At 32.5% G+C, this 25,855-nt stretch carries 14 protein-coding genes; all 14 read right to left on the reverse strand.

Going from position 1 to position 25,855, the window contains the following annotated elements; all coding sequences use genetic code 11:
• Positions 1 to 197: 197 nt before the first annotated feature.
• Positions 198 to 1,307 (reverse strand): formylglycine-generating enzyme family protein, encoded by a 1,110-nt coding sequence (locus FDM27_RS13370; protein ID WP_140487192.1) that lies wholly within the window; start codon positions 1,305 to 1,307, stop codon positions 198 to 200.
• Between the two features lie 16 nt (positions 1,308 to 1,323).
• Positions 1,324 to 2,454 carry a DUF4861 family protein gene (locus FDM27_RS13375; RefSeq protein WP_140487194.1) on the reverse strand — a complete coding sequence of 377 codons (1,131 nt, stop codon included), beginning with the start codon at positions 2,452 to 2,454 and terminating at the stop codon, positions 1,324 to 1,326.
• 86 nt (positions 2,455 to 2,540) lie between these two features.
• The gene (locus FDM27_RS13380; protein WP_140487196.1) at positions 2,541 to 3,329 is read right to left on the reverse strand and encodes a gluconate 5-dehydrogenase; all 789 of its coding nucleotides are present in this window, start codon (positions 3,327 to 3,329) and stop codon (positions 2,541 to 2,543) included.
• A 20-nt stretch (positions 3,330 to 3,349) separates the two neighbouring features.
• Positions 3,350 to 4,828 carry a sulfatase gene (locus tag FDM27_RS13385; RefSeq protein ID WP_140487198.1) on the reverse strand — a complete coding sequence of 493 codons (1,479 nt, stop codon included), beginning with the start codon at positions 4,826 to 4,828 and terminating at the stop codon, positions 3,350 to 3,352.
• A gap of 13 nt (positions 4,829 to 4,841) precedes the next feature.
• Positions 4,842 to 6,407, reverse strand: coding sequence for a DUF4955 domain-containing protein (locus FDM27_RS13390; protein ID WP_140487201.1), 1,566 nt, complete (start codon positions 6,405 to 6,407; stop codon positions 4,842 to 4,844).
• A 40-nt stretch (positions 6,408 to 6,447) separates the two neighbouring features.
• Positions 6,448 to 7,662, reverse strand: a complete 1,215-nt coding sequence (locus FDM27_RS13395; protein ID WP_071183234.1) for a glycoside hydrolase family 88 protein — start codon at positions 7,660 to 7,662, stop codon at positions 6,448 to 6,450.
• A gap of 86 nt (positions 7,663 to 7,748) precedes the next feature.
• The gene (locus FDM27_RS13400) at positions 7,749 to 9,410 is read right to left on the reverse strand and encodes a RagB/SusD family nutrient uptake outer membrane protein (protein WP_071183235.1); all 1,662 of its coding nucleotides are present in this window, start codon (positions 9,408 to 9,410) and stop codon (positions 7,749 to 7,751) included.
• Positions 9,411 to 9,429: 19 nt separating this feature from the next.
• Positions 9,430 to 12,594: a SusC/RagA family TonB-linked outer membrane protein gene (locus tag FDM27_RS13405; protein ID WP_083382017.1), complete on the reverse strand. Its 3,165-nt coding sequence runs from the start codon at positions 12,592 to 12,594 to the stop codon at positions 9,430 to 9,432.
• A 392-nt stretch (positions 12,595 to 12,986) separates the two neighbouring features.
• Positions 12,987 to 14,537 (reverse strand): sulfatase family protein, encoded by a 1,551-nt coding sequence (locus FDM27_RS13410; protein ID WP_140487203.1) that lies wholly within the window; start codon positions 14,535 to 14,537, stop codon positions 12,987 to 12,989.
• A 25-nt stretch (positions 14,538 to 14,562) separates the two neighbouring features.
• Positions 14,563 to 15,984 (reverse strand): sulfatase, encoded by a 1,422-nt coding sequence (locus FDM27_RS13415; protein WP_140487206.1) that lies wholly within the window; start codon positions 15,982 to 15,984, stop codon positions 14,563 to 14,565.
• Positions 15,985 to 15,991: 7 nt separating this feature from the next.
• The gene (locus FDM27_RS13420; RefSeq protein WP_140487208.1) at positions 15,992 to 19,060 is read right to left on the reverse strand and encodes a chondroitinase family polysaccharide lyase; all 3,069 of its coding nucleotides are present in this window, start codon (positions 19,058 to 19,060) and stop codon (positions 15,992 to 15,994) included.
• Positions 19,061 to 19,197: 137 nt separating this feature from the next.
• Positions 19,198 to 23,730, reverse strand: a complete 4,533-nt coding sequence (locus tag FDM27_RS13425) for a polysaccharide lyase family 8 super-sandwich domain-containing protein (RefSeq protein ID WP_140487210.1) — start codon at positions 23,728 to 23,730, stop codon at positions 19,198 to 19,200.
• Positions 23,727 to 24,269 carry a hypothetical protein gene (locus FDM27_RS13430; RefSeq protein ID WP_071186025.1) on the reverse strand — a complete coding sequence of 181 codons (543 nt, stop codon included), beginning with the start codon at positions 24,267 to 24,269 and terminating at the stop codon, positions 23,727 to 23,729. Before FDM27_RS13430 ends, FDM27_RS13425 begins: the two co-directional genes overlap by 4 nt.
• 587 nt (positions 24,270 to 24,856) lie before the next feature.
• Positions 24,857 to 25,840, reverse strand: coding sequence for an alpha/beta hydrolase (locus FDM27_RS13435; protein ID WP_140487212.1), 984 nt, complete (start codon positions 25,838 to 25,840; stop codon positions 24,857 to 24,859).
• Positions 25,841 to 25,855: the final 15 nt, after the last annotated feature.

Raw genomic sequence — 25,855 nt, forward strand, 5'->3', positions numbered from 1 at the left:
TTATTTGAAATTAAGCACTTTAAATATACTAACTTTTGCTTTTTTGTACAATTATTTTTACGTATTTATTGCGTGATTATGTCGAACTCACGTTAATATATTAAAATTCTTGTAAATTTATTACAAGAGTTACTCCTTACTAAAAGCTTAGACAACGCTTTTAGACCGTTAAACCGAAGATTCTTTTCTCAATACTATTACTTGACATCTGCCACACATCTAAAACCAGTGTGTTGCAAACCAGTATCGGGTGATGACTTCATTCTTGCCGTAACGCGGTATCCTTTGCAGTAAGAAGCATTACAAAGAAACGATCCTCCTCTAACCACTTTTTTGGGAATAGTTGGCTCCATTGGGTCATGACTCTTTGAAGGTCCTTTGGGATTTTCTGAGACAGATTGTGTTAATTCTTTATAATACTCAGGCGTGTACCAATCACTACACCATTCCCAAACATTTCCTGCCATATCATACAAACCATAACCATTAGGCGAAAATGATTTTACAGGAGCTGCTACTGTAAATTTATCAACAGCAGTATTCAAATAGGGAAATTTTCCCTGCCAAATATTTGCCTTGGGTTTCGCTTTTTCGGGCTCTTCATTTCCCCAAAAATATTTTTTATCAATCAATCCTCCTCGAGCTGCAAACTCCCATTCAGCTTCGGTAGGTAATCTTTTGCCAGCCCATTTTGCATATGCATTTGCATCGTCCCATGAAATGTGTACTACAGGATAATTTTCTTTTCCATTAATAGTACTTTCAGGTCCGTGCGGATGTTTCCAGCTAGCCCCTTTAGTCCATGTCCACCATTGGGATGCATCATTTAAATTAACTGCAGTAGTAGTAGGCGTAAAAACCAATGATGCCGCAACTAATAAACTTTCATCAGGTTTAGGAGTATTAGGTGGTAATTGTTTTTTTATTTCTTCCCAATTGGGTTTTATTTCAGCAGTTGTGATATAGCCTGTTGCCTTGACAAATTTCTCAAATTGAGCATTAGTTACTTCGGTAGCATCGATCCAAAAACTTTTAACAACAACCCTGTGTTGAGGATACTCATCGGATCTTCCTTCTTTATCCGAAGCCCCCATCAGAAAATCACCTCCGGAAATCTTGACCATCCCTTCGTAAGAAACTATTTTTGATTTATTAACTGTTTCTGAAGTTTTTCTAACAGAAAAACGAGCTGGCAAAGAAGTTTCACAACTCATTGTTTCATTAATAACTTTTTTATCATACTGCTTATTTTTACAAGCAAAAAAGAAACAAGATAATAATCCAAAAATGACAGCATTAGATTTCATAAACTATAATTGAATTTCATTTTAAATTTACTAACAATGGACTCTTTAATCCTTGAGAGAAATAATCTAGATACTCAAACCATTGGACTGAATTTGTAATTTTCCCTGCCTTATCCCAAACAGCTCCTGCATAATAAACTATTGGCTCACTATTTTTTGCCTCGGTTAGAGCTAATAATTGATTATTTCCTACCAACATATTCTTGACTGCAGTAGTTAAAACAGCACCAACCCCAGTCGTACCATCATTACCATGAGTAGGTTCCCAATACCCTATAATTCCTTGTTGCTCATTTAACAAAAGTACTCCACTTTCAGGTCTTTTACTTATACCAACTGCAACTGGTAATACTTTACTATCCACATAAGTGTAACTATTTTCTATTCGATTCAGTTGTAAACCTGCATCTAATGAAATTATTCGAGTACATCTAACTTTGATACCAACTGCATCCCAAGTATCGTACTCCAATTGAAAAGTAGAACGTAAAGGACCATTATCCAGTAATTTCCATCGATGGTAATTTCCGGAATAACGCACTGTATCCTTAATATATGGAGCCATACCTCCTGCTCCTAAAGTAAAACCAACTTTGTAATAATCTAATCCATTCCCATGATCAACATGATACTCTCCTACTTTGTAGCGTTCATTTATAACCATTTTATCCGTCCGTTTTACCCAAACATCTAAACCATAAGCATCATCTCTTGTGCCTTCGAGTGCTTTACCATAAGCTCTAAAAGCAATACGATCATTTTCCCAAGCAAAATCATCAAGTCTCTCAGGAACATATCGGGCAAAGGTTTTGGTTTGCAGTACCATTGGTTTTCCTTTTTGTATAGAAAGACGAATTGTTTTTTTGGCTTTCACGCTCACTTGCACCAGTAAATTTTGAATTCCCGGAAGTCCTTTGTGTTCCAATTGATAGGGAATCTGCTTTTTAGTCTCAGTATTAATCACAACAAAATTTAACGTATCTATTTGAGGATAATGAGATAAGATGGTTTCCCATTTGATTGCCACAACAACTTCATTTCTTTCTAAATTCGAAGTATTCTGTATTTCAATAATTCTTTTTGTTTGGGACAAAAGTAGTAATGGAAAAAAAAGAAATAATAAGCAAGCACTCTTAATGTATTTCATGATAGTGTTTTAGATTTTGTTCTGATATTTATTTCCACTAATACTGCTTTTGAAACAGTACTAGTGGAAATAGCTTAAAATATTTATTATTCATTAGAAGGTTTTCCAATGGTAGCAAGAATTCCTCCATCTACATAAAGGATGTGCCCATTTACAAAATCACTCGCTTTTGAACTTAAGAATATTGCCGCACCCTGTAAATCTTCTGGATCTCCCCATCTATTAGCAGGAGTTCTACTGATGATAAATTCATTAAATGGATGTCCATCAACTCTGATTGGAGCTGTTTGGCTGGTTGCAAAATAACCTGGACCAATACCATTAGTTTGAATATTAAATTTGGCCCATTCAGTTGCCATATTTTTAGTTAACATTTTCAAACCACCTTTTGCAGCAGCATAAGCACTTACAGAGTCTCTTCCTAATTCGCTCATCATTGAACAAATGTTAATGATTTTTCCTCCACCGCGTTGAATCATACCTTTGGCAACATTTTTTGAAACAATAAAGGGACTTATTAAATCTACATTTATTACCGCAGCGAAATCCTTAACCTCCATTTCGATAATTGGTGTTCTTTTAATAATTCCCGCATTATTAATTAAAATATCAATTGGAGCTATTTCAGCTTCGATTTTATTAATTGCAGCAATTACGGCTTCTTCATCAGTTACATCAAATACATATCCATAAGCTTCTATTCCTTCCGATTTGTATTCTGCGATAGCTTTGTCTATGTTTTCTTGCGAAAGATCGTTTACTACAATTTTTGCTCCGGCATATCCTAATCCTTTTGCCATAGCCATTCCTAAACCGTGAACTCCTCCTGTAATTAGTGCTGTTTTCCCTGTTAAATCAAATAAATTCATTGTCATTTTTTTTATTAAATACTTAATTATTCTAAAATAAAGCCATCTTTAGTTTTTTCAAGCCATTGCTTTAAAACGGGCTGTAATTTTTTTACAATTGGTAAATCTGGTTTATAAATATTAGTCAATTCAAAAGGATCTGCTTTTAAATCATATAATACATATTCCCCTTTCTTTTTTTTCTTTACAAACGAAAGTTTATAATCTTTAGTTCGGATTCCCCTAAAACCAGTATTCATATCAACATTGTCACTAATAATAGCACCTAAAATATATTGCTCGGTTGGCTTTTTCCCTTTACCGTTCAGATAATATTGAGCATAACTTTTACCATCTAAATTTTTAGGTATTTTATTTTTCAACCCCATAAGTTCTAATAGTGTTGGATAAATATCAGGCAAACTTCCTAAAAAAGTACTGTCTTTTCTTGGAACAATATGGTCTTTCCAACGAACTATGAATGGTATTCTTAATGATTCCTCAAAGATGTTATTTTTTGATATTTCCGAATGTTTACCTAAACAATTACCATGGTCAGCCATAATCACTACGATAGTATTGTCGTCTAATTTCATATCTTTAAGACCATTCAAAATACGTCCAATTTGTTCATCAACTCCCGTAATATTTGCATAATAATAACGAATATCTTTTCGATAAGTATCTCCCATTTTTGTCCCTGCAGCAGGAATATTGGGATCTTTAATAAGGTCTTCTAATGGAACATCTTTATAAAGCTGATAATATTTTTCAGGAACTCTTTGGTATTCTGAATGGGGTGGATTCATAGATACTACTAAAGAAAATGGCGCATCCGAATTTCTAATTTTCCCCTCTTCATTTTTCATATATGCCAATGCTTTATCAGCTTCATGTATTGGTCCCCATTCATTTACATATTTAAATTCATCCCTTTTATCATTTGTATCCCAATACATTGGTCTATCATGCTCATCATAAGTTCCATAAGCATACCAATAATCAAAACCGTGTCTTTTATCAGGTGAAGTCCATTCGTTCCATGCCACTGGCCCTACATTATTAGATGTTGGCACATAAGGTTTATATGGTGAATCCAAATGCCATTTTCCAATATATCCATTAGAATATCCATTTTCTTTTAAAATATCAGACCAACATATAGCATTCTCCTGCAATTCAATTCCAAAAGGAGCAGATGCAGAATTTACATTACTGTAAACCTTATTTTTAATAGGATATTGACCAGTCATGAGCATAGCCCTGGCTGGCGAACAAACAGGATAATTACTGACCATCTGTTCCAACACTAAACTTTCCTTAACGTATTGATCTAAATAAGGAGTCATAACTGGCTCTCTCCCTTCAAAACCTACTGCTTGAGCTCTCCACTGATCAGCAAGAATAATAAGTAAATTTGGTGCTTTTTTATATTTAACATTATTTTGAGCATCACAAGAAATTCCAAAAACTATTGAGAGTAAAAGGAAAAACTTTGTACAAATACTGTATCTTATATATTTCATAATTAGTTTTTTTTTATTCAAGTTCCTTAATCCATTTTGGTAACTTATCCAATCTTAATTTTAATTGAGCTAAATACAAAGAAGCAGGCTCTACAGCTTTTCCTATTGATTCTGATTGTCCTAATTGATCCATTCTAAAAGTTGTTCCCTTACTGATAAATCCAACAATAACAGGTTTAGGAATTTTCCAATATTCATATACTTTAGATGATGGCCAAAACTCAAAATCTTTTACCGGTTCATTAGTTTGTTTATAATTCCATAGAACTAAACCTTGCATATGATTAGGCATATTTTCTAATGCACCTCCTCCTCTATTTTTCATCAAACCGCCTTCAACACCATCTAATAATGTATTTCTTGGCTGGCTTGCGTGAGATTCAAAACAAGTTGTCGAAGGATAAGTACAATTTAAAATTACAGTATTCATTGATCCATGTGATGAACCAAAGGAATGCCATTGGGATGCTTCATCAACACAATTCGCAATTAATACATTGGTAGAACCATTAGAAGTAATGGCTTCATGACCACTGTTGCCGTCAATTTTACAATTTAATACAGAAATATTAGCACTTTGTAAAACTATTGCTGCAACACTACAATCGGTAAAACGACAATTTTTCATCCATGAATTTGTTGTTCTATTGATTCGCAACATCGTATAGCCACTATCATCTTGCCATGAACGATGATGAACAAATTTTTCTTTCCAATTGCCCACAAATGCAACATCCTCTATACCAATCTCTTCACTATTAGCAAATTTAGAAACTTCCCATTTGTATTTTGGATCAATAGTATACGAAACAGGTGCTTTAAGAATGAGCTTATTGTTTTTAATACTTTTGATTTGATAATAAACCTTAACATCAATTCCTTTATTAACCAGATAACTCCATGTTGGTTCAACTTGTTGAGTCTTCAATTCCGCTACAATTAAATCTTTATTATTATCTAATAATTTTAAAACAATCCAATCTCCTGACTCTAAACCTTCAATCGTATTTAACTCAATAGTACAATCTCCAACTGCTGCTGCTTTAGTAATAAATCCTATTTTTTTATCAGCACCTCCGCTAGTAAAAAGAAATAATGGTGGAACGGTCCACATTTTTGATGGATCTGCTGGCGGAAGTGTATTTTTCATATACAATTCAGTACCATTCAAACCAGAACCACTTCCTCTAAAAATGATATTGCCTTTCTTTGATATAATAGAATTTGTTGCATCACTTTCTTCATTCACTAAAAATCTTCCTTTAGGGAAAAAAACAATTCCAGAACCATTTTTATTAGCCGCATCTATTGCTTTTTGTATGGCAATTTTATCTGAAATATCATCATTAGGCTTTGCTCCAAAAGTGGTGACATCAAAAATCTTATAATTAGTAACATTGGGAATTTCTTTTTCTCCCTGATGATAACCTACATAAGAGAAATCAGGTAAAAGATTTCTATCTTTCTTATAATCTTCAAATATTTTAGATTTATCTTGAGCAAAAACAGCTGTTAAAGCTAATAAATTCAGACAGACAATTAATATATTTTGAATAGGGCTTTTATTACAATTATACATTTTAATAGATTTTATTTAATTCATTAATGAATATTCTTTTCTACAAATACCAATCTTTGTAACGTAATAATGCTTCTAGGAAATAATAATCGGCATAAGTAAGAGGTACATCAATTTCACTTTTATGAGGAATTGATCCTACACTATGCTTCAAAAGAAAACCACCATTAGAACCTAATTGTGCTCGATATTTAGGACTAGATAATGACTTTAAAATAATTTTAGCAACATCAACATAATTTTGTTTTTCTTTTCCTGAAGTATATTGTCCTAATTCCAGCAAGGCTGAGGCAAACACGGATGCCGCTGATACATCTCTTAGCGCATCAGGGATTTTAGGGTCATCAAAATCCCAATACGGAATTTTATCGGCGGGTAAATTAGGATGGTTCAATATAAATTTTGCAATTCCTTGTGCCTGATTTAAGTAAACAGGATCTTTTGTAAAACGGTACATCATAGTATAACCGTAAAGTGCCCAACCTTGACCTCTACTCCATGAACTAGAATCTGAATACCCTTGAGCGGTAACTTTTTTACGAACTTCTCCAGTATTTAAATCATAATCTAGTACATGGTAGCTACTATAATCAGGTCTAAAATGATTTTTAATTGTGGTATTAGCATGATTTCTTGCTATATCGGCAAAACTTTTATCAGTACTATTTTGGCTTGCCCATTCCAGCATTTCAATATTCATCATATTATCAATAATAACCGGACCTACAAATCCTTTTTGTCTCAAGCCTCCATCGGTAATTTCCCAAGATTGGATCACTTTGGCATTAGGACGGTATCTTGTTGCCAATGATTTAGCCGATTCCAGAATTACTTTTTTATACTCTTCATTTTTAGTTAATCGAAACGCATTCCCATAACTGCAAAACATCATAAAACCTAAATCATGGTTTTTAGTGAAATACTTTACTGTATCTAAAATCGCTAATCTTTTTTTAGCATCTTCAAATACCCATGGTTTTTTAGTATATTCATAAATATATAGAAGCGTTCCCGGATAGAAACCACTACACCACCAGTACACATCAGAATTAATATGCTTGTTATTACTAAATGTTCTTGGCATTGAATCCAAAGGAGTCGCTTTCTCCAAATATTTATATTGCTTTGCTGCAAATACAAAATTATCCTGAATCATTTTTTTCATTACTGTCTTTTCTTTCTTATTAGCTTTTTGTGCAGAAACTGACAAGCTATAAAAAGATAGCAGTAATAAAAGATATTTAAGTATTTTCATAAGTTGTTATTTATTATTTTTTTTAAAGAAATATAATATCACCATGATTCATTATATACAATGAATCATGGCAATTTGATAATTTATTAATTTAACCAAGGCTCACTTTGTGTTAATGCTTTATTTGACAATATTTCTACTGAAGGGATAGGGAATAATACGTTTCTTGCAGTAACATTTCTCCCTCCTAAACCTCCATACTGTTGGTTTGCTGGAGTTGGGGCTGCACTCATTTCAGCACCTACAGCATTCATTGTGCTAACAAATTTATTCCAACGAATTAAATCAGAACGACGTGTACCCTCAAAACACAATTCACGCATACGTTCATCTTCAATAAATAGTTGAAAAGCACTTTTAGACGCTGCTGCCGTTGCTGTTGCTACATCAGATGTTGGATAAGCTAGTGTCAAATTAGTTTGTCCATATCCTCTACGACGTACTTTATTAACTGCTTCAACAGCTTCTTCAGTTGGCCCATTTACTTGATTTTCAGCTTCTGCATACATTAAAAGAACATCTGCATATCTCAAAACAGGAAAATTAATAGGAGTATGATTTTTATTTTTAGGTGTTAGAATTTCATACTCTCTTCTCCATTTTCCACAATCTCTACCATAAGCCATTGTTTTTGCAATAGCAGTTTTGGCTCCAGTATTATTATTAAAAGTATAAGTTGTTAAGACCCAATCACGACGTAAATCGCCAGTGCCATATTTATTAAATAATCGACCTGTACCTTTAATAAAACCATAACTATATCCTATTGTTGATTCAAAATTAACTCCAGTCATAGTAATTCCATTGGTGTTTCCCACACGACCAGTTTCAGTATAGGAGTCAGTACGATTTCCTTTGAAATCAATTTCCCAAATACATTCTTTTACATCATAGATATCCTGTGCTTGGTTGATAAATATTTGACGGTATCCATTATTAGAGGTATTAGCTGTTATAGTTGGGTTAAAAGGTGCTAAAGCAGGATTAGTATCAAAACTAACATTCAAAGAATGTTCTCCTGAATCTATTACTTTTTTAGACCAAGCTAAAGCATCTGCATACTTTGAACTATCCATTAAAGGATAGCCAGCCATTTGCAAACAAACCCTAGCAAGAATGCCCTGTACTGCTGTTTTAGAAATTCGACTAGAGTATCCATAAGAGGTAACAGTTCCAACTTTTGCTTCAGCTTCTGTCATATCTTTTAATATTTGAGCATACACTTCAGCAATTGAAGATTTAGCAATTTGAACCCCATTAGGACTAGTTGTAGGTGTAGTTTTTAAAGGTACTTCTCCAAATCTAGTTACTAGCATAAAGTAATAATAGCCTCTCAAAAATAAAGCTTCGCCTAAAATAACCTCACGTTTATTTTCATCCATCTTAGGAACATTTATATTTGCGATTAAATCATTAGCCCTATTTATTCCATTGTAGAGTTCACTCCATAATCCAGCCACATCAGCTGCAGTAGGATCAAAATTATACACCTGTGTACCTGTTACTTGAGCAGAACGAGCATAATAACCTTCATCAGTACAAGCCTCTAAAGTTGTATACATTGCATTTCCATACAATTTATCTGAACCTAAAGGATCATACACTCCAGCTAGAGCCTGTGTTAATCCTTCTTCATCTGTATAATATTGTTCTAAAGCAATTTTATTCTTTGGTTCGGTATTTAAAAAATCCTCGCATGAACTAGTGAAAATTGAGACCAGTAATAATCCTATATATATATTTTTCATCTGAAAAGAATTAATGTTATTAAAATGAAATATTTGTACCAAAAACTATAGTTCGTGCACGAGGATAGGATGAGAAATCGAATCCTGGTGTTAATGCTGAACTATAGGTATTTACCTCCGGATCTGGACCGGAATAATCAGTCCAAGTAATTAGATTTTGTCCTGACACATAAAATCTTAATGATTTTAAACGTAATTTTTTAAGAAAACTAGCATCAAAATTATAACCTAAAGAAACTGTTTTTAATCTTAAATAAGAACCATCTTCTACAAAATTAGATGAGTAACCTCCACCAAAGTAACCTCTGGTACGAAAAATATCTGAATCTGAATTCTCTGGTGTCCATCTATTTTCATAGCTGGCAAATTGATTTAAATAACCTTGGTTTTTTGTATTCCCTTCAAATAAAACACGATTAGCATTCAAAATGTCATTTCCATAAGACCACTGAAAAAAGATATTCAAATCAAAACCTTTATAAGTAAAGTTATTAGAAAATCCACCTGTATGAACAGGTAATCCTTTCCCAATTACAGTATAATCATTAGAATTAACTACTAAATCACCATTTTGATCTTTGTATTTTATATCTCCTGGTTTAATATTAGCTCTTGTATTACCGTTAGTTGTAACATCTGGCTTTAATGTATAAATACCTGTAGTTGTATCTAAATTAAAATCTTCATATTTGTAAGTTCCCAATGACTCATAACCATACATCAAACCCAAAGGTTGTCCTATTTTAGCTATGTAAGCACTTGTAGTATTCCATTGATTATCCCAATTTACAGTACTCTCAAGAGATTCTTGATCCTCACCTAAAGCAATTAACTTATTTTTATTAAAAGCTATATTAGCACTAGTAGTCCATGTAAAATCTTTTGTATTAATATTTTTAGTAGTTAAAGTTAACTCCAATCCTTTATTTTCAACACTTCCAATATTTTTTATTGCTGAACCAAATCCAGAAGAAGGAGGGAGTTGAGTATTTAATAATAAATCTTTTGTTATCTTCCTATATATGTCAGCAGTCAAAGTAATTCGTTGATTGAAAAAACCTAAATCAATACCTGCATCAACTTGCTCAGTTGATTCCCATTTTAAATCAGAATTTCCAAGATTTGTAGCAACAACTCCGGGTACATATTCATTATTAAAAACGTAACTATTCCCTATTGGGTTAAAATAAGTCGAAAGGTAATCAAAGTCTCCTACTCTATTATTTCCTGTCACACCATAACTTACTCTTAATTTACCCTCAGATAAAGTTTTATTATTTTTAAGAAATTTTTCTTTATCAAATCTCCAAGAAGCAGCAGCTGAAGGAAAGTAACCCCAATGGTTTTTAGAAGGAAACTTTGATGAACCATCTGCTCTGAACGATGCTGTTAAGAGATATTTAGAATCATAATTATAGTTAATCCTACCTAAGAAAGATGACATTGTCCAAACTGATGCCAAAGAATCTACACGTTGGGCTACTCCTTGATCTAATCCTGCTAATCCCAAATCTTCATTTGGTAATTGAGTAGCCGAACGACCATAAGACCATGAATCTCGTTTTTGGATTGTAAATCCTCCTAAAACATTAATTTTTGATTTTTTAGAAACTTTTTTATCCCAGGTTAATGTATTCTCATTTAACCAATTGCTAGAATTACTGTGTAAAATTCTTCCGTTTACTCCATTTGTATTTCCTGGAAATCCATATTGAGTCTTTGAATTATTAAATTGATCTTGTCTTAACCTATTTTCAATAATTCCAAACGAAGTTCTGAGTTTAAGGTCTTTTGTAAACAAATATTCTAAATATCCATTAGCATTAATATTTTTAGTAGTGTTCAAACGATACAAATTTTGTAAATTTAAAAGTGGATTCACTCTATAATCATTTGCTGAATTAACATCCGGATCCTGAAGTAAATCAAGTACTGAAGAATCAGTTGCAATTGGTCTGTATCCCCATACCGAAACCATAATATTTGTAGTAGCACTTCCTGTTGACATGGCTGGATTAATTCCTGATTGTTCTAAATGGCTATAATTAGTATTAATTCCTATTTTCAATTTATCGGTAATTTTATAATCCAAAACTGCACGACCTTGATATCTTTTATAATTGGAATTCAATAAAATACCATCTTGATCACTTGTCGAACCAGAAAATGCGTATTTTAATTTTTTAGTCCCACCTCTTACAGAAAAATCATTATTTTTAAACAAAGCAGTTCGAGTAGTCAAGTCTTGCCAATCGATACCTTTCTGCGTTTTATAATAATCTAGGGTTTTTCCATCAGAAAGATAAATCTCTGTCGGTGAACGCGGTATTGACGTTTCAGCAGGATTAAGCTCTAGTTGATATTTCACAAATTCATAAGGACTCATCAATTCCATTTTACTTATATTATTTTGAACCCCTACTGAACTTGAGAAACTAAATACCGCTTTGCCAGCCTTACCTTGTTTTGTAGTAATCACAACAACCCCATTAGCTCCTCTAGCACCATAAATAGCAGTAGCCGATGCGTCTTTCAAAATATCAATCGATTCAATATCACTTGGATTCACAACATTATTATCAGGATCTTCAATCAAAAAACCATCCACAACATATAACGGACTATTAGCCTGTGTAACTGAGTTATTCCCTCTAATTACTATATTAATACCTGCTCCAGGTCTACCATCTGAAGATGTGACCTGAACTCCCGCTACTCTACCAGCCAATGCCTCATCAAAAGAGCGAACAGGCGCTTTATTTAAATCACTCATAGCTACGCTAGAAACTGCCCCTGTCAAATCTTTCTTTTTAACTGTTCCATATCCAATTACAACAACTTCCTCCAAAGCACTGGTTGTCGATTTTAAAGTAACAGCTACAGTTGTTTTATCTTGAACAGCAAGAGTACTGGTTTCAAAACCGATGTAAGTAAAAATCAATTGATCTTTTGATGCAGCGGTTATTTTAAATTGACCATTTCCATCTGTTAAAGTAGCTACTTTAGTCCCTTTTACAGAAACTGTAACCCCAGGAAGAGGTTCATTTAGATTATCATTTACTGAACCTGATATTATTCTGTTTTGTGCATGTATAAATGCTGGAGCAATCATACAAAAAACGCCCATTAAAAACTGCTTTAAAGCAATATTAAATATTGGGAATTTCAATTGGTAATTTTTCATAAGCCTCTATTTATATGGTTAATATGTTAGTTTATACTACAATATTATGCAAACGTTATTATATAAACAAGATAAAGCATGAAAAAATGTGCTCGAGCACAAAAAATTAACTAAAATGTAATAAAATGACCCTTGTTTTAATTTTTATTTTTTTTATTAGCTTAAAAAAACCATATTATTAACTATAAAAAAGTCATTTAGTTAGAATTATTATTTTTAAATTTTATTGTGGAAATAAGAACTAAAAAGTTGCTGAAATTAACTTAAAGAAAACCAACAATGTAAAATCTTAAAAACTAAAAAAGAATTAATTTAATAAATAAAAAATTGCATTCATAAGCCAATTTCGAATTGGAAAATGAATGCAATTTTTTTTAAAATTATTTTCTAATTTACTCTTTTATCTGAGTCTTTTCTTTTAACAACTTGGCTAACTCATTAACTTTATTTGGAAATTTTTTAGCTAAATTATTTTTTTCACCTAAATCTTCGTTTAAATCATACAATTGGGGTTCATTCGCATTACCTGTTTCAATACCCACTAATTGATCATAAGAAATTCCATCATTAGCAGGGATAAATTTCCAATTGTCTTTTACTATAGCAAGAGTTCCACCTTTACCTAATGTGTTTCCTCCTTGTTCTATTAAAATAGTTCTTCCTTTTTCTGATTTACCAAGAAAAGTTTCTAATGTATTTTCACTGTCTGGCGCATCTTCTTTTAGAATAGGTTGTTCCAATAAATTAGAAAAAGATGCTAATAAATCCATTTGACAAACCATTCCAGAAGATACTTTTGGTTTTACAACATCCGGCCAACTTAAAATAAATGGCACTCTTGTTCCCGCTTCCAGAACACTATACTTTCCACCTCTTAAAATTCCATTTGGGGTATGTCCATTTAGTTGACTTACTGCTTCATCTTGATAGCCATCATCCAAAACTGCACCATTATCACTTGTAAAAATAACCATCGTATTTTGGTTAATTCCCAATGTTTCTAGCTGTTTCATGATTTGACCTACCGTCCAATCTAACTGCAAAATTGCATCTCCACGATAACCCAGACCACTTTTTCCCTTAAACATCGTGGCAGGCATACGCGGAACATGAGGTTCAGTAAGAGCAAAATACAGAAAGAATGTTTTCTTATGATTCTCCTCTATAAATTCTTTTGCTTTTTCTAAAAAAGTTGTAGAAATTTCCTCATCAACCCATCTTGCTTTATTACCACCACTCATGTAACCGATACGTCCAATACCATTAACAATTGTATTGTCATGTCCTTGTCCTGGAGAAGATTTCATTTTTAATAATTCAGGATGCTCTTTCCCCGTAGGATCATTACCTACTTTACTACTGTAATCTACTTGAATTGGATCATTAGTATCTAAGGCAACAACCTTGTGATTTTCCATAAAAACGGATGGTACCCTATCAGCCGTTGCAGGGAAAATAAAGGAATAATCAAAACCAACTTCATTTGGGCCTGGCTTTATTTCTCCATTCCAATTTTTAGCTACCTGATCTCCTAAACCTAAATGCCATTTACCTACATTGGCTGTTCTATAACCTGCCTGCTGAAATAATTTTGGCAAAGTCATTTTATTTGTTGGAATAATTAAAGCTGCATCTCCCGGTAAAATCCCCGTTCCTGATTTTCTCCATGGATATTGCCCCGTAAGCAATGCGTATCTGGAAGGAGTACATGTTGCCGAAGTACAATGAGCATTGGTAAAACGTACCCCTTGATTAGCCAGTTTATCCAAATTTGGAGTTTTAAGCTTAGTTGCTCCATAGCAGCTTAAATCACCATATCCAAGATCATCTGCGTAAATAAAAATCACATTGGGTTTGGCTGAAATCTGTTTATTTTGAGACTCTTGGGAATAAAAACTAAAAGTTATTAAAGTTAAACAGCCAGTAATAATTGATTTTATCATTTTTAAAATTTATTTAAAGTTATTATTAATATGGCTTGTCAAAAAGAGCACTAGAAGACAATTTACTGTTACTTGGTAAGATTACTTTTTTTAGAAAAGAGGCGTCACCTGTAGATTTACACCAATCTAATAAATACTCTCGGTATTGATCTAAAATTTTTGAATGGGATTTAGAATCAGTTAAATTATTCATTTCTAAAGGGTCATTTTCAAGATCAAATAACTGTTCTCTATTTTTACCCCAACTGTATAAAACATATTTAAAACGTTTCCCAACAACCGCTCTACCACTTGAACCAAAAGCATTCTTACCTTCAAATTTAGTCTCAACAACAATAAAATCTCTATCTAAAGTACTATTTGATATTTCAAAAACCGTTTTTAAACTTTTTCCGCTTAATTGTCTTGGTACTTCAACACCAGCATATTCACAAATGGTAGGATACAAGTCAAGTCCATTCGAAATCAAAGTAGTATTGACTTGATTGGTTTTAATTTTTCCTTTATAACTAGCGATAAAAGGCACTTTAACAGACTCTTCAATAAGTGCCGTTTTTTGATTCCATCTGTGTGAAGCATTACCATCACCGTGGTCACTTGTAAATAGTATTAAAGTATTTTCTCTAAGATTAAGTTTATAAATAGCATCTAGAATTTTTCCAATTTCCAAATCTACTTTTTCAATCAATTTATAATAAGTATATCTATATTGACGCCAGTCTTCTTCTGTATAATTAGCAGTTGGATAAACTTTTTTGTTAGCATCTTGTTCCATTTTAAGAACTTCTGGAAATGAGTTCCCTTGCTGATAATTTTTAGGTAACTGTGGTGTCTCATGTAATGGTACACTCAAAATATTTCCATAAGGTAATGGCTCATTTCTTGCCCATTCGCATATATTATGAGGATTATCAAAAGACACCGTCAAAAAAAATGGCTTTTTTGATTCTTTTTTTGCTTTTAAATAATCAATACTTTTTTCAGCTAAACCAATGTCTCCCATAGGAGCTATCATATCAAAACCATTACCGGCAACCATACTTGATTCATGTGCGTGCCACTTTCCTCCGTATGCACAATCATAACCTGCAAGCTGTAGTGCTTTAGCAAGCATCAATTCTTTTTCAGATAATTTTATAATATTATCTCCAACTTCATTCGAATTTACGCCTAAATTATGAGGCATTTTACCTGTAAAAATGCTTGACCTTGACGGAGTACACAAAGGAAAAGTTACATACGTTTTTTCAAATCGCATACCACTTCTTGCTAACCTGTCTAAATTAGGAGTTTTTACATCTGCATTACCTGCAACACTCAATGCTTCTGCCTGATGTTGATCCGTCATTATTAATATAATGTTCGGTTTTTCTTTTTTTTGGGCATTAACTCCAATAAAAGCTCCAACAAACATTACAAAAAATAATATTTTAAATTTAGTAATCATAATAAATTTATTTGGTCAAATTAATTTTATTAGAAAATCCATGTCTACACTCTATAGTTATTAGTGTATTGTTACCCGTAATCACAATAGATTTGACTACTGAATTAGCTGCAAGTTTCCATTGCCCTTTTAAAGTAATACTCAATTCAACAGGCAAGCTATAGCCACTAATTGTCTTATCTTTTACTTCAGAAAAATTAAGATCTGGCTGAACCGCACTTATGGTAACATTTTCTCCTTTGTTTTTAATCATCAAAAGCGAAGGGACTGAAACACCTTTCAAAATAGAATTATCCAACTCTTTACTCGAATCAAATATTACGAAGCCTGTTGTTGAACTCTCATTATCTCTTACAATATGAGCCGTGTTATCAGCTCTCAAAATCTGATAGGATTTATCTTTTTCAATTTTATTTTCAAAAGAATTAATATCTTCCTTTTGAAGACCGGGATAAATAACATACTGATAAGAGGCGTCTTTAGGAGCTTTACCGTGTTCAATCCATGAAGAAGTAAAATTGCCTCTAGTAACGCTAATTCCTTTGTTTATTGAATTAATCTCTTTTGTTCTTATAGAATAACTATTAATATAAGATTCTTGAGTTTGTCTTCTAATTTCAATTGTATTGGGGGATAAAATATAGTATCCATTTTGATAAGCATCAATTAACCATTTTCGGGAATTACCAACTACTTCTATCTTCGATTGATAAGGAAACGTCGAAATGTCTTTCTTTTCAGATAAATAAATAGGCATCGAAGTACTACTCAGGAAATTTTGAAATAAGTTTGTTTGTATTGGATTTACAGTGTCAACGCTTGAAATTCCTGTTCCAATACAAATTAATTTATCTCCAAAAGAAAAAACAGATTTATTAGCCTTAAGTTTTCCTGGAAATCCTATATTTTTTTCTGGTCCATCTGCATTAGAACCTTTTGATTCATTTAATTTCATTCCAAAAACACCATTATTATCTAAAATTACTGCTCCTGCAAAAGTCTCCTCAGACCTAAACATTAACAATGGTGTATTAGGCTCTAATTCTTTAAACGGAAGATTTACAACTGTTGTTCCCGGATAACGATTCCAATCCCAACCTTCTTGCTTAAAACCACTCGCTTCATCTCCTCCAATATTATTTATCTGAATACTCCCATTTGCAGGATATCTTCCATATCTATTGGCATCAACATATATCTCTGAGGCCCAAACATATTTACTGTATCCTTTGATAAATGCGGCCCAATCATTTCTCCTATGAATAGCAGTTGCTGCATAAGTGAGTACATGATACCCCGGCAAAGTATCCTTTCCAACATTATCTATATCTGCAAATAAAGTAGTATTTAATTTATCGCTTTCGCCCCACAATCTTAAATAAGCAGCTGCCACTTCATTATCTATTTTGGAAGTACCTTCAGGATTTCCTGAACGAGCCATTAACAAAAATGAATTTTTCAAGGACTTAATAGAATAGTCTTTTAACGGATGGCGCCCTGCATTTCCAAAACCAAAATCCAACAATTGACTGTACAACCTTGTTGTCATTAATGCTTTCTTAAAGTTTTTGTGCCCGGCCTCGTTAATTCTAAATTGAGTTCCGGAAAGTGTAAAAATCACAGGAGGTATACTAGTAAAAGCTCCTAATCCATAAGCTGGATAATGCCCATTGTGATGCCATGAAGTACCATCTATCTTAAACACACCTATTTCGTTGTCCTGAGCCAGAGTTTTTGATATATAATTAGAATAAGCCTCTAATAATGCTGTTTGTTTTTCAACATTATCCGACATAAAAATTAGCATCAAATGATAAAAAGATTGAGTATTAAAATAATCAATATTAGCTTCAAATTCTTCTTCTGGTCCCAAAATCTTACCCAAATTAAAAATCCATTGTAGACTATTCCCCACCTCATTTAGTAAACCTGCATTCTTTAATGGTTCTTTCATCATATAAAAAGCATCTGTAAGCTCTCGAACATTATACCCTATATGATGTCTGGTACCTCCTGACGCTCCTTCCTGCCAACCTTGATCTAAAAAATATTGGGATGCAGTAATAAACATTTCTTCTATTTGAGCCTTATTTTCATCAGTGCTTTGAAGGTAATAACTAGCTATTTTCTTTAAAACTTTACCAAAATCTTGAATTTCTGAAAAATTTTTCTGATTTACATCTTCTCTATCAAAGTAAACCTGTTCAATTTTAAATGTCAAAGGAGCTCCTAAAACAGTCTCATTTTTCACCAGATTTAATTTAGCATATTCTTTTTTCGCTTTTAATAAATTATCACTCTTTTCAGTACTTTTATCAAAAGTATCATCAATACGTTGTTTAATAATCCGTATTTCTTCTTTTTGTAGATTTGAAACTGGTTTTACAAGCATTTCCTGAATGCGTTTCATATCTCGAATCAAAGGCATCCAATGATCTTTTCCTTCTTCTATATCTTTTTTAATAAAAGGTACCATCACATCTGGATAAGAGTGACGATCATCTTGATATTGAGAAAACACAATATCATCAAAAAACAATTTCCCTTTGCTCCTAATAGAACTACAACTTACTTTAAAAGTATCATAAGCTATAGCATCTCCTTTTTTGGGCGGATTACCATTCATCTCATAAAAAGGAACCCAAATAGTACGCCATCCAGTAAAATTTAATTTGATAGAAAACCAAACTTCTTCTTTACCTTCTTTTTCATAAGAAATTTTAATGATTTCATCCTGAGATTTTTCATTATACAAAGACATTACCAAAGTTGGGCTCGCAGGAAAATGATCTCCATATTTCAAAGGGCTATCCTTTTTACTCAATATTCCAAAATTAGAAGTTTTAAAAAAACTCACTCCTGACCATTCCCATTGTAATGATGATTTCCCAAATTGATGGTGTTTATTACTAATTGATAAACTACTCGACTTATTTTTTTTGAAATTGATTATCGAAGATTCACTCTCAAAGGATTCTTTAGCCGGATTACTTTCTTTTAGCTGCGCAAAAGACAAAACCCCTGTTATAAGAGTTATGGCTGTAATAAACTTTTTAGTCATTTTGATTCTTTTCATTTTTTTTACTATTAATTTCAATACTAAGCAGGTTCTATTTTTATTACCTAAACTAAAACTTAAAATCTATATGTTTAAAATTCCTAATCAAAATTTAAAACTTATTTTGATTAGGAATTTTCATGTTTTCTAATCACTTATTTTTTTATAATGGTGTACTGCGCTATTTGATTTCCATTTTGAATCACTACAAAATAAGTTCCAACAACCAGATCGCCAACATATAAATTTTGAGGTATAGTAGTAAATGCTATTTCCCTCATTTTATTTCCGTAAAAATTATACAAACTTATTTTTGCATTTACCGCTAATTCAGTTACACTAACATTTAGAAAATCCTGAACCGGATTTGGATAAACAACAACTGGTGTTGATCCATCTAAACCATTACCCGAACAAGTCCCCAAATGATCACCATGATCCAGATGTGATTGAACTGCTGATTTGGCTACACAAATGATTTTTCCGTTATGACAAATTTGTACTTTATCTGTATTATTACCACAGGATACATCCAAAGTATTAATAGTAATGGAAGCCGATGCATGGCACCCCCCTGCATAAGTTATTGTTACGGTATAAGTTCCTGCTTCTGAAACTTCAATAGTAGCTGTTTTCGCTCCCGTATTCCAGCTATATGCCTCAGCCTGATTATCTAAAACCAAGGCTGTTAGTGTCAATGATGATGGGCCATAACCGATATAGAGTGTGTTTTTCAAATCTACACTTGGATCCATTGCATAAACATCTGGAATTAACAATTGTACAGGAGGACATGCTACATTTACATTAACTATTTCTGATGTACTAACCGCATTATCATTATCAGTAGCTTTAGCGGTTATCGAATAATTTCCTGCCAAAACATTATCCCATTCAAAACTATACGGTCCAGTTACAACTTCTCCTAACTTATTCGCTTCATTAAAAAATTCAACCTTTGTAATTGTTCCATCTGCATCTGATGCATCTGCAGTAAGAGTAATTTTTGCAGGAGCATAAAAACTTTTATTTGACAAAGACGAATCTATTGTTACCAGTGGTGCGACAGGCTGCGGATCAATCACGGCATTAGTTCCTGAAGAAATACATCCGTCGGCATTTTTAGCATATACCGTATAATTACCCGGTGACAGATTCTCAAAAAGACCTGTAGTATTATCAAATGTGATTTCATCCAAACTAAAACTCAAATTAACAATTGTACTGCTAACCTGAATACTTCCTGCTTCAGTATACGTTGGCTGTGTAATATCTAAAATGGGGGCTTCAGGCGTTCCGTTTAACAGTGCACATGGATTTTCTAAAGCCAATTTTATTTCTACCGGAAGTCCATCAAAAGTAGTAAATGCAATTGTTGTAGCTGTTTCAGTTGCCGAAACAATATTGGCATTAGGATTAGTTTCCAGTAAATTCCATTTATTATTTAATGTTAGTGTGATTACTTTAGGAGAAGAAGGTGAGGCACCTAAATCAGGATTACTTACTGACAAAACAATTTGAGAATAGTTTTGATTTAAAGACCGATACATAACCAAACAAGGAGTATCATTTGCGTTAACAAAACCATTTGTTATGTCTGTATTTGCAGCTGGCAAAGCATAAGCCCAGGTTTTAGAAGTTATATGTTCGATTATTTGTTGGTTAGTGTTATTCTGATAAACTTTATAAGGTTTGTCCTCTGCTGATTGCATTTGCTGTGCAAAGTTGGTCATTTGAGATGAATTTGTAGCAGGTACACAAACAAACTCATACGAGTCATTTGCAGGAGCATTTCCATGATCAAGATAAGCCAGATGGTAATTATTTCCACTATTACTTGCGATAGTCTCATCCGATGGATTAACTTGATTTTGATAAGGAGTAATTTGGTTAGAATTTCTAATTTTTAAAGTTCCGGAATTAGGTAAGATGTAATAACCCGTGTTATAATTATCAATTATCCAGTTAGCCGAAGTCTCTCCAAATGATTCAGCACTTTGGTTGGTTTTTACCGCTCCATTAACCAAAATATCAGCTGAATTATTATTGAGTCTTTGAAACAAGGTTGTTACAGTCGAATTAACATCATCATTATTTTTAATACCATTTGCCAGACAAATAATGTAATTATCAATTGCAAAATAGGTTTTTGTAAACTCAAATGTAGCATTATGAGTTATAGTTCCATAAGAAATTCCAAACCCTAAATTATTACGCTCTTTAAATTTCATAGCAAACAAACCTGATTGTCCAACAGTATTAGACAAAACATCATTATTGATCTGATTTAAAGCTAATGAACCTGCAAAGCCATAGGTATTATATTCATCTACACGTTCTCTTTCGGCATGTAACTTATTCCAAGGTAAAACAATCGTTGTTGTACCCGGATTATAATTCCAGTCCCATCCTATATCACTATATCCATTTCCGGTTGTACTATTTCCTGGATATATAATTTCTAAAGCACCGTAGCTTTGATATCTTCCAAATCTATTTTGACCGGCATAAACCTCAGACCCCCATAAAACATCAGACTGTCCTTTCATGGAAGCAATCCAGTTATTTTTTCTATACACTCCTAAATTACCCGAGTTAAACTGAATGTAACCTTCTTCAAAAGGAGTAATTGTATTGTTGTTGAATTGGCTGTTAACACCATACTTTCTATTGTAAATTCCTGCCAAAACCGGATCTGCACCACCTAATCCTAAAATTTTACCTCCAGTTATTGCTACATTGGATAATGTTTGTGAGGATAAGGAAGTAGTTTTAATTTGTGGGTTTCTTCCTGCTAAAGCAAAAGATTTAACACCTGTGTCATTGCTATACATCGCTTGTGCATAAACGGCATCCCTAAATCTCTGATAAGTAGGTTGATCTATTTGAAAATTAGTTCCTTCTAAAGATTTCAATGCAACGGAAATTGTATTAAAGGCATACATATAACCGTCATAACCAACCCCATGATGATATGATAAACCATCTTTTTTCAAACCATCTTCCTGACCATAAGTATATATTAAAAAACGATCTAAAAATCTTTTTACCGTTTTTAAATAGCGTATTTTTTCATCATTAGTTTTAAACCAATCAGCATAAGCAAACAAGACATCAATATCCAAATACATTATATCAGTAAGAATAGCTCCGTTACTTTGTGTAATACTAAAATCATAACTTGAATCAAAAAGATATTTAAATGAATCAGTCTCTATAGAAAGAGTATTCCCAAACAAATCTTTCACATTGTCGGGAAGAAAATTATTCAGAAAAATTGCAGGACGGGTAAATGTGGGATAATCATAAAAATCAACTGCAGAATAAGCACTCGTTCCGTTATTACAAAACAAGCTTGATATATACCAAACAGTTTTAACTGCCTTATCGCTAATATTGGTATCGCTTGGATTGAATTTTAAATATCTGGCAAAAATTTTCAAGAAACCAATCTGTGCAGCACTTGTTATAGGATTTCCTGTTATAACATTCCCTGAAGCTGTAATATTCAACGCGTTATAATCACTAATTGCAGTATTTAATTGAGCCATTGTTGGAGCAGATGTTCCTAAAATCTGATTAGACAAACTCGCACGGATAGCTGCTAAATCATCTATTTCTGAAGTGGTAGCAGCTGTAAGTGGTAAATCGAAATTAAAGACAGGCTTACATACCGGAAGCATATTTATGAATTGTCCATTCACTTTTACATAATCTAAACCAGCCTGACGAACAGGATTCAAATCATCGGCACGAACAAATCGTATCCTAATTTGATCTCCATCACTTGATGCAGTAAAAATATGATTTAATGTAAGTGTTCCCACACTACCTGACGAGGTAGTAACTGCAGCAGTTTCTGCTAAAACAACATTATCAGTTACATTATAAATCTGCAACTTGAATTTGCAGTAAGAAACTGCGGTTTGCCAATATTTAGTTTCAATTGTAATTTGACCATTTGCAAAAGGGCTTCCAGTCAACAAATATTGAATTCCCTGTAAAGCAGGTGTATTGGAAGTTCCTTTAATAAGTACAGCCCCATCATTAAGACCATCTCCATTATCAGCATCAGTTTTAACGGTAGAAACAGGAGTAGTATCTTCAATTTTGGACCAGGAAAAATCACTTACATCGAAGTTAATCTGCGGTGCCTGCATACTAATAAATTGTCCATTTACTTTTAAATAGTCTATACCTGCCTGACGAACAGGATTTAAGTCATCGGCACGGACAAATCGAATTATAATTTGGTCACCAACACTTGAAGACGTAAAAGCATAAGATAATGGAGTTGTGCCTATACCTCCAGTTGTTGTAGTAATCACTGCTGATTCTGCCAAAACAACATTATCGGTTACATTATAGACCTGCATTTTAAATTTCAAAAACGAACTCCCTATCTGATAATAATTTAGCTCAAGATTAATTTGTTCACCAACAACAGGACTTCCAGCCAGTTGATATTGAACTCCTTGTAACGCAGGTGTATTTGCAGCACTTTTTAGCAACATTGCCCCATCGTTAAAACCATCGCCATTATCGGCATCAGTATTAACCACAGTTACGGGAGTAGTATTTTCAATTTTAGACCAATTAAAATGAGTAATGTCAATTGTAATTTGTCCTTGCATAACGCTTGAAATTAAAATCAAGCAAATGATTAAATGAGTAATTTTAATTTTCATTTCTTGCTTTTTTTGAGTTCAATAAACTGATCATTTATCTTTAAATAATCTAAAGCTACTACTCGTACTATATTTAGATCATCAGCTCGGACAAATCGAATAACAATTTTATCTCCTACGCTAGTATCAGTAAACTTATAATCCAAAGAAGCCGTACCTACTACTCCAGTAGAGGTGGTGATTACATCTGTCTCAGCCAATACAAGATTCTTAGTTAGATCATAAAGCTGCATTTTAAATTTCACATATGATGCTGCATTTTGGTAATATTTCGCTTCAAGGCTAATCTTTTCACTATTATGCGGACTTCCCGATAAAGAATATTGTATCCCTTGGAACTCTGGCGTGTTTGCAGTCCCTTTAATAACAATTGCACCATCATTAAGACCGTCTCCATTGTTGGCATCATTATTAACAATAATAACTGGGGTTCTATTTTCAATTCTAGACCAATTATATCCGACTTTGTCAATAGTAATTTGTGCTTTAGTAAAAGTTGTTATCAAAAACAAACAAATTGTGAGATGAGAAATTTTCATTTTATGATTTTTGGTTATTTTTTAGTAAATGTTTCTTCAAAATCATTTCAACATTTAAATTCGAGTTCCAAAATGTTGTACAAACCATTTTATCATTTTTTTAATCTTGTAATTAAGAAAACAAAAGAATCTATTCAAATCAAAATGCTAATCAGATTAATTATAAAGGCTTAAGCTATACAATATTATGAAAACGCTTTTATAAGAACAAGAAAAAAAAACAAAATGTTATCGAGCACATAATTATGTTTTCGAGCACATTTCAATAAATTCAGGGCTTAAAGAGCTAAAAAAAAAAATCAGAAAAAATAAAAAAATATGTAATTTCTTTCTAAAATTAAGACATATGTCAACAAAATAAATTAGAAATTAGTATTATAAAACCTTTTGATTTTTTACAATGATTATTCAACCATTTTCAGTATTCAAAAAAACTTCTCAAATTGTAAGTGGTTAAATAAACTAAATACTTTTCCAAACGAGCAAGAAAATTATAGAAAATCAGATTATAATCTTTAAATACCAATATCAGGTATATTCATCAAAAGAATGAAGTATTGAAAACTATATTTTATTTATAATTCTAATTATCCTACAAATATTTTCAAAATCCAATTAATACACGAATCAATCCAATTGATATCACTTGTTGGATTAACTATACCATAACCATGTCCCCCATTAGCATAGAAGAAAGATTCGACAGGAACTCTATTTTTTTGTAATGCAGCAATAAATAAAATTGAATTCTGTACTTTGACTGTATTATCATCAACAGAATGGGTAATAAATGTCGGAGGAGTTTCCGAAGTTACTTGAAGTTCATTCGAATATTCATTAATCTTTTGAGGATCTATAGATAAATTTGCTAATTTTTGTCTCGAGGTTTTCTTATCCATCAGAATTAGATTTAATTCTTTTGGGGATAACCCTTCTCCAATCAAATTGTATCTTGAAACAAAATCAGTTAAACTATCTGCCATGCTGATAACTGGATAATTTAAAATCATAAAATCAGGACGCAAACTTATTTTTAAAGGATTATCAATAAATTCTTTATTAAAATGTGTGCCTGCGGTAGAAGCCAAATGACCTCCAGCAGAACTTCCAGCAATTCCAATTTTATTGGGATTGATACCAAACATTTTAAAATTTCTCCTTACTATCTGAATAGCACGTTGAGCATCTTGTAAAGGAACAATTTGTTTATTGATAACATACTCAGCATTGGGTAAACGATACTTTAAAACAAAAGCTGCAATACCTTTTTCATTTAATTTTTTAGCTATATCATAACCTTCGTGATTAATTGCTAAACCCAAATAAGCCCCACCAGGACAAATAATAACTCCTATTCCTGTAGATTTACTTTTATCGGGTAAAAAAACTGTTAAATCTGGAGTATGAACTCTTGTAACAAATGAAAATTCTTCTGTTTCTGTCGAAAAAATGTCGGTGGTATCTACATCTTTAGAATTAGGTATTTTTTCATCATAAAGTGGAATCACTTTTTGTACATTACTAATTGTAAAACACGATAATTGGTCTATATTTAAAGATTGTTTTTTCATTTTTGAAATCATTTA

Source organism: Flavobacterium sp. GSA192 (assembly GCF_006386525.1).
In the GTDB taxonomy this organism is placed as follows: Bacteria; Bacteroidota; Bacteroidia; order Flavobacteriales; family Flavobacteriaceae; genus Flavobacterium; species Flavobacterium commune.

Coding starts and splice junctions, on each gene's coding strand:
- FDM27_RS13420 (WP_140487208.1), bottom strand. CDS start 19,060: ATGAAAAGAATCAAAATGACTAAAAAGTTTATTACAGCCATAACTCTT.
- FDM27_RS13390 (WP_140487201.1), bottom strand. CDS start 6,407: ATGTATAATTGTAATAAAAGCCCTATTCAAAATATATTAATTGTCTGT.
- FDM27_RS13425 (WP_140487210.1), bottom strand. CDS start 23,730: ATGAAAATTAAAATTACTCATTTAATCATTTGCTTGATTTTAATTTCA.
- FDM27_RS13370 (WP_140487192.1), bottom strand. CDS start 1,307: ATGAAATCTAATGCTGTCATTTTTGGATTATTATCTTGTTTCTTTTTT.
- FDM27_RS13405 (WP_083382017.1), bottom strand. CDS start 12,594: ATGAAAAATTACCAATTGAAATTCCCAATATTTAATATTGCTTTAAAG.
- FDM27_RS13400 (WP_071183235.1), bottom strand. CDS start 9,410: ATGAAAAATATATATATAGGATTATTACTGGTCTCAATTTTCACTAGT.
- FDM27_RS13415 (WP_140487206.1), bottom strand. CDS start 15,984: ATGATTACTAAATTTAAAATATTATTTTTTGTAATGTTTGTTGGAGCT.
- FDM27_RS13385 (WP_140487198.1), bottom strand. CDS start 4,828: ATGAAATATATAAGATACAGTATTTGTACAAAGTTTTTCCTTTTACTC.
- FDM27_RS13380 (WP_140487196.1), bottom strand. CDS start 3,329: ATGACAATGAATTTATTTGATTTAACAGGGAAAACAGCACTAATTACA.
- FDM27_RS13430 (WP_071186025.1), bottom strand. CDS start 24,269: ATGAAAATTTCTCATCTCACAATTTGTTTGTTTTTGATAACAACTTTT.
- FDM27_RS13410 (WP_140487203.1), bottom strand. CDS start 14,537: ATGATAAAATCAATTATTACTGGCTGTTTAACTTTAATAACTTTTAGT.
- FDM27_RS13375 (WP_140487194.1), bottom strand. CDS start 2,454: ATGAAATACATTAAGAGTGCTTGCTTATTATTTCTTTTTTTTCCATTA.
- FDM27_RS13435 (WP_140487212.1), bottom strand. CDS start 25,840: ATGAAAAAACAATCTTTAAATATAGACCAATTATCGTGTTTTACAATT.
- FDM27_RS13395 (WP_071183234.1), bottom strand. CDS start 7,662: ATGAAAATACTTAAATATCTTTTATTACTGCTATCTTTTTATAGCTTG.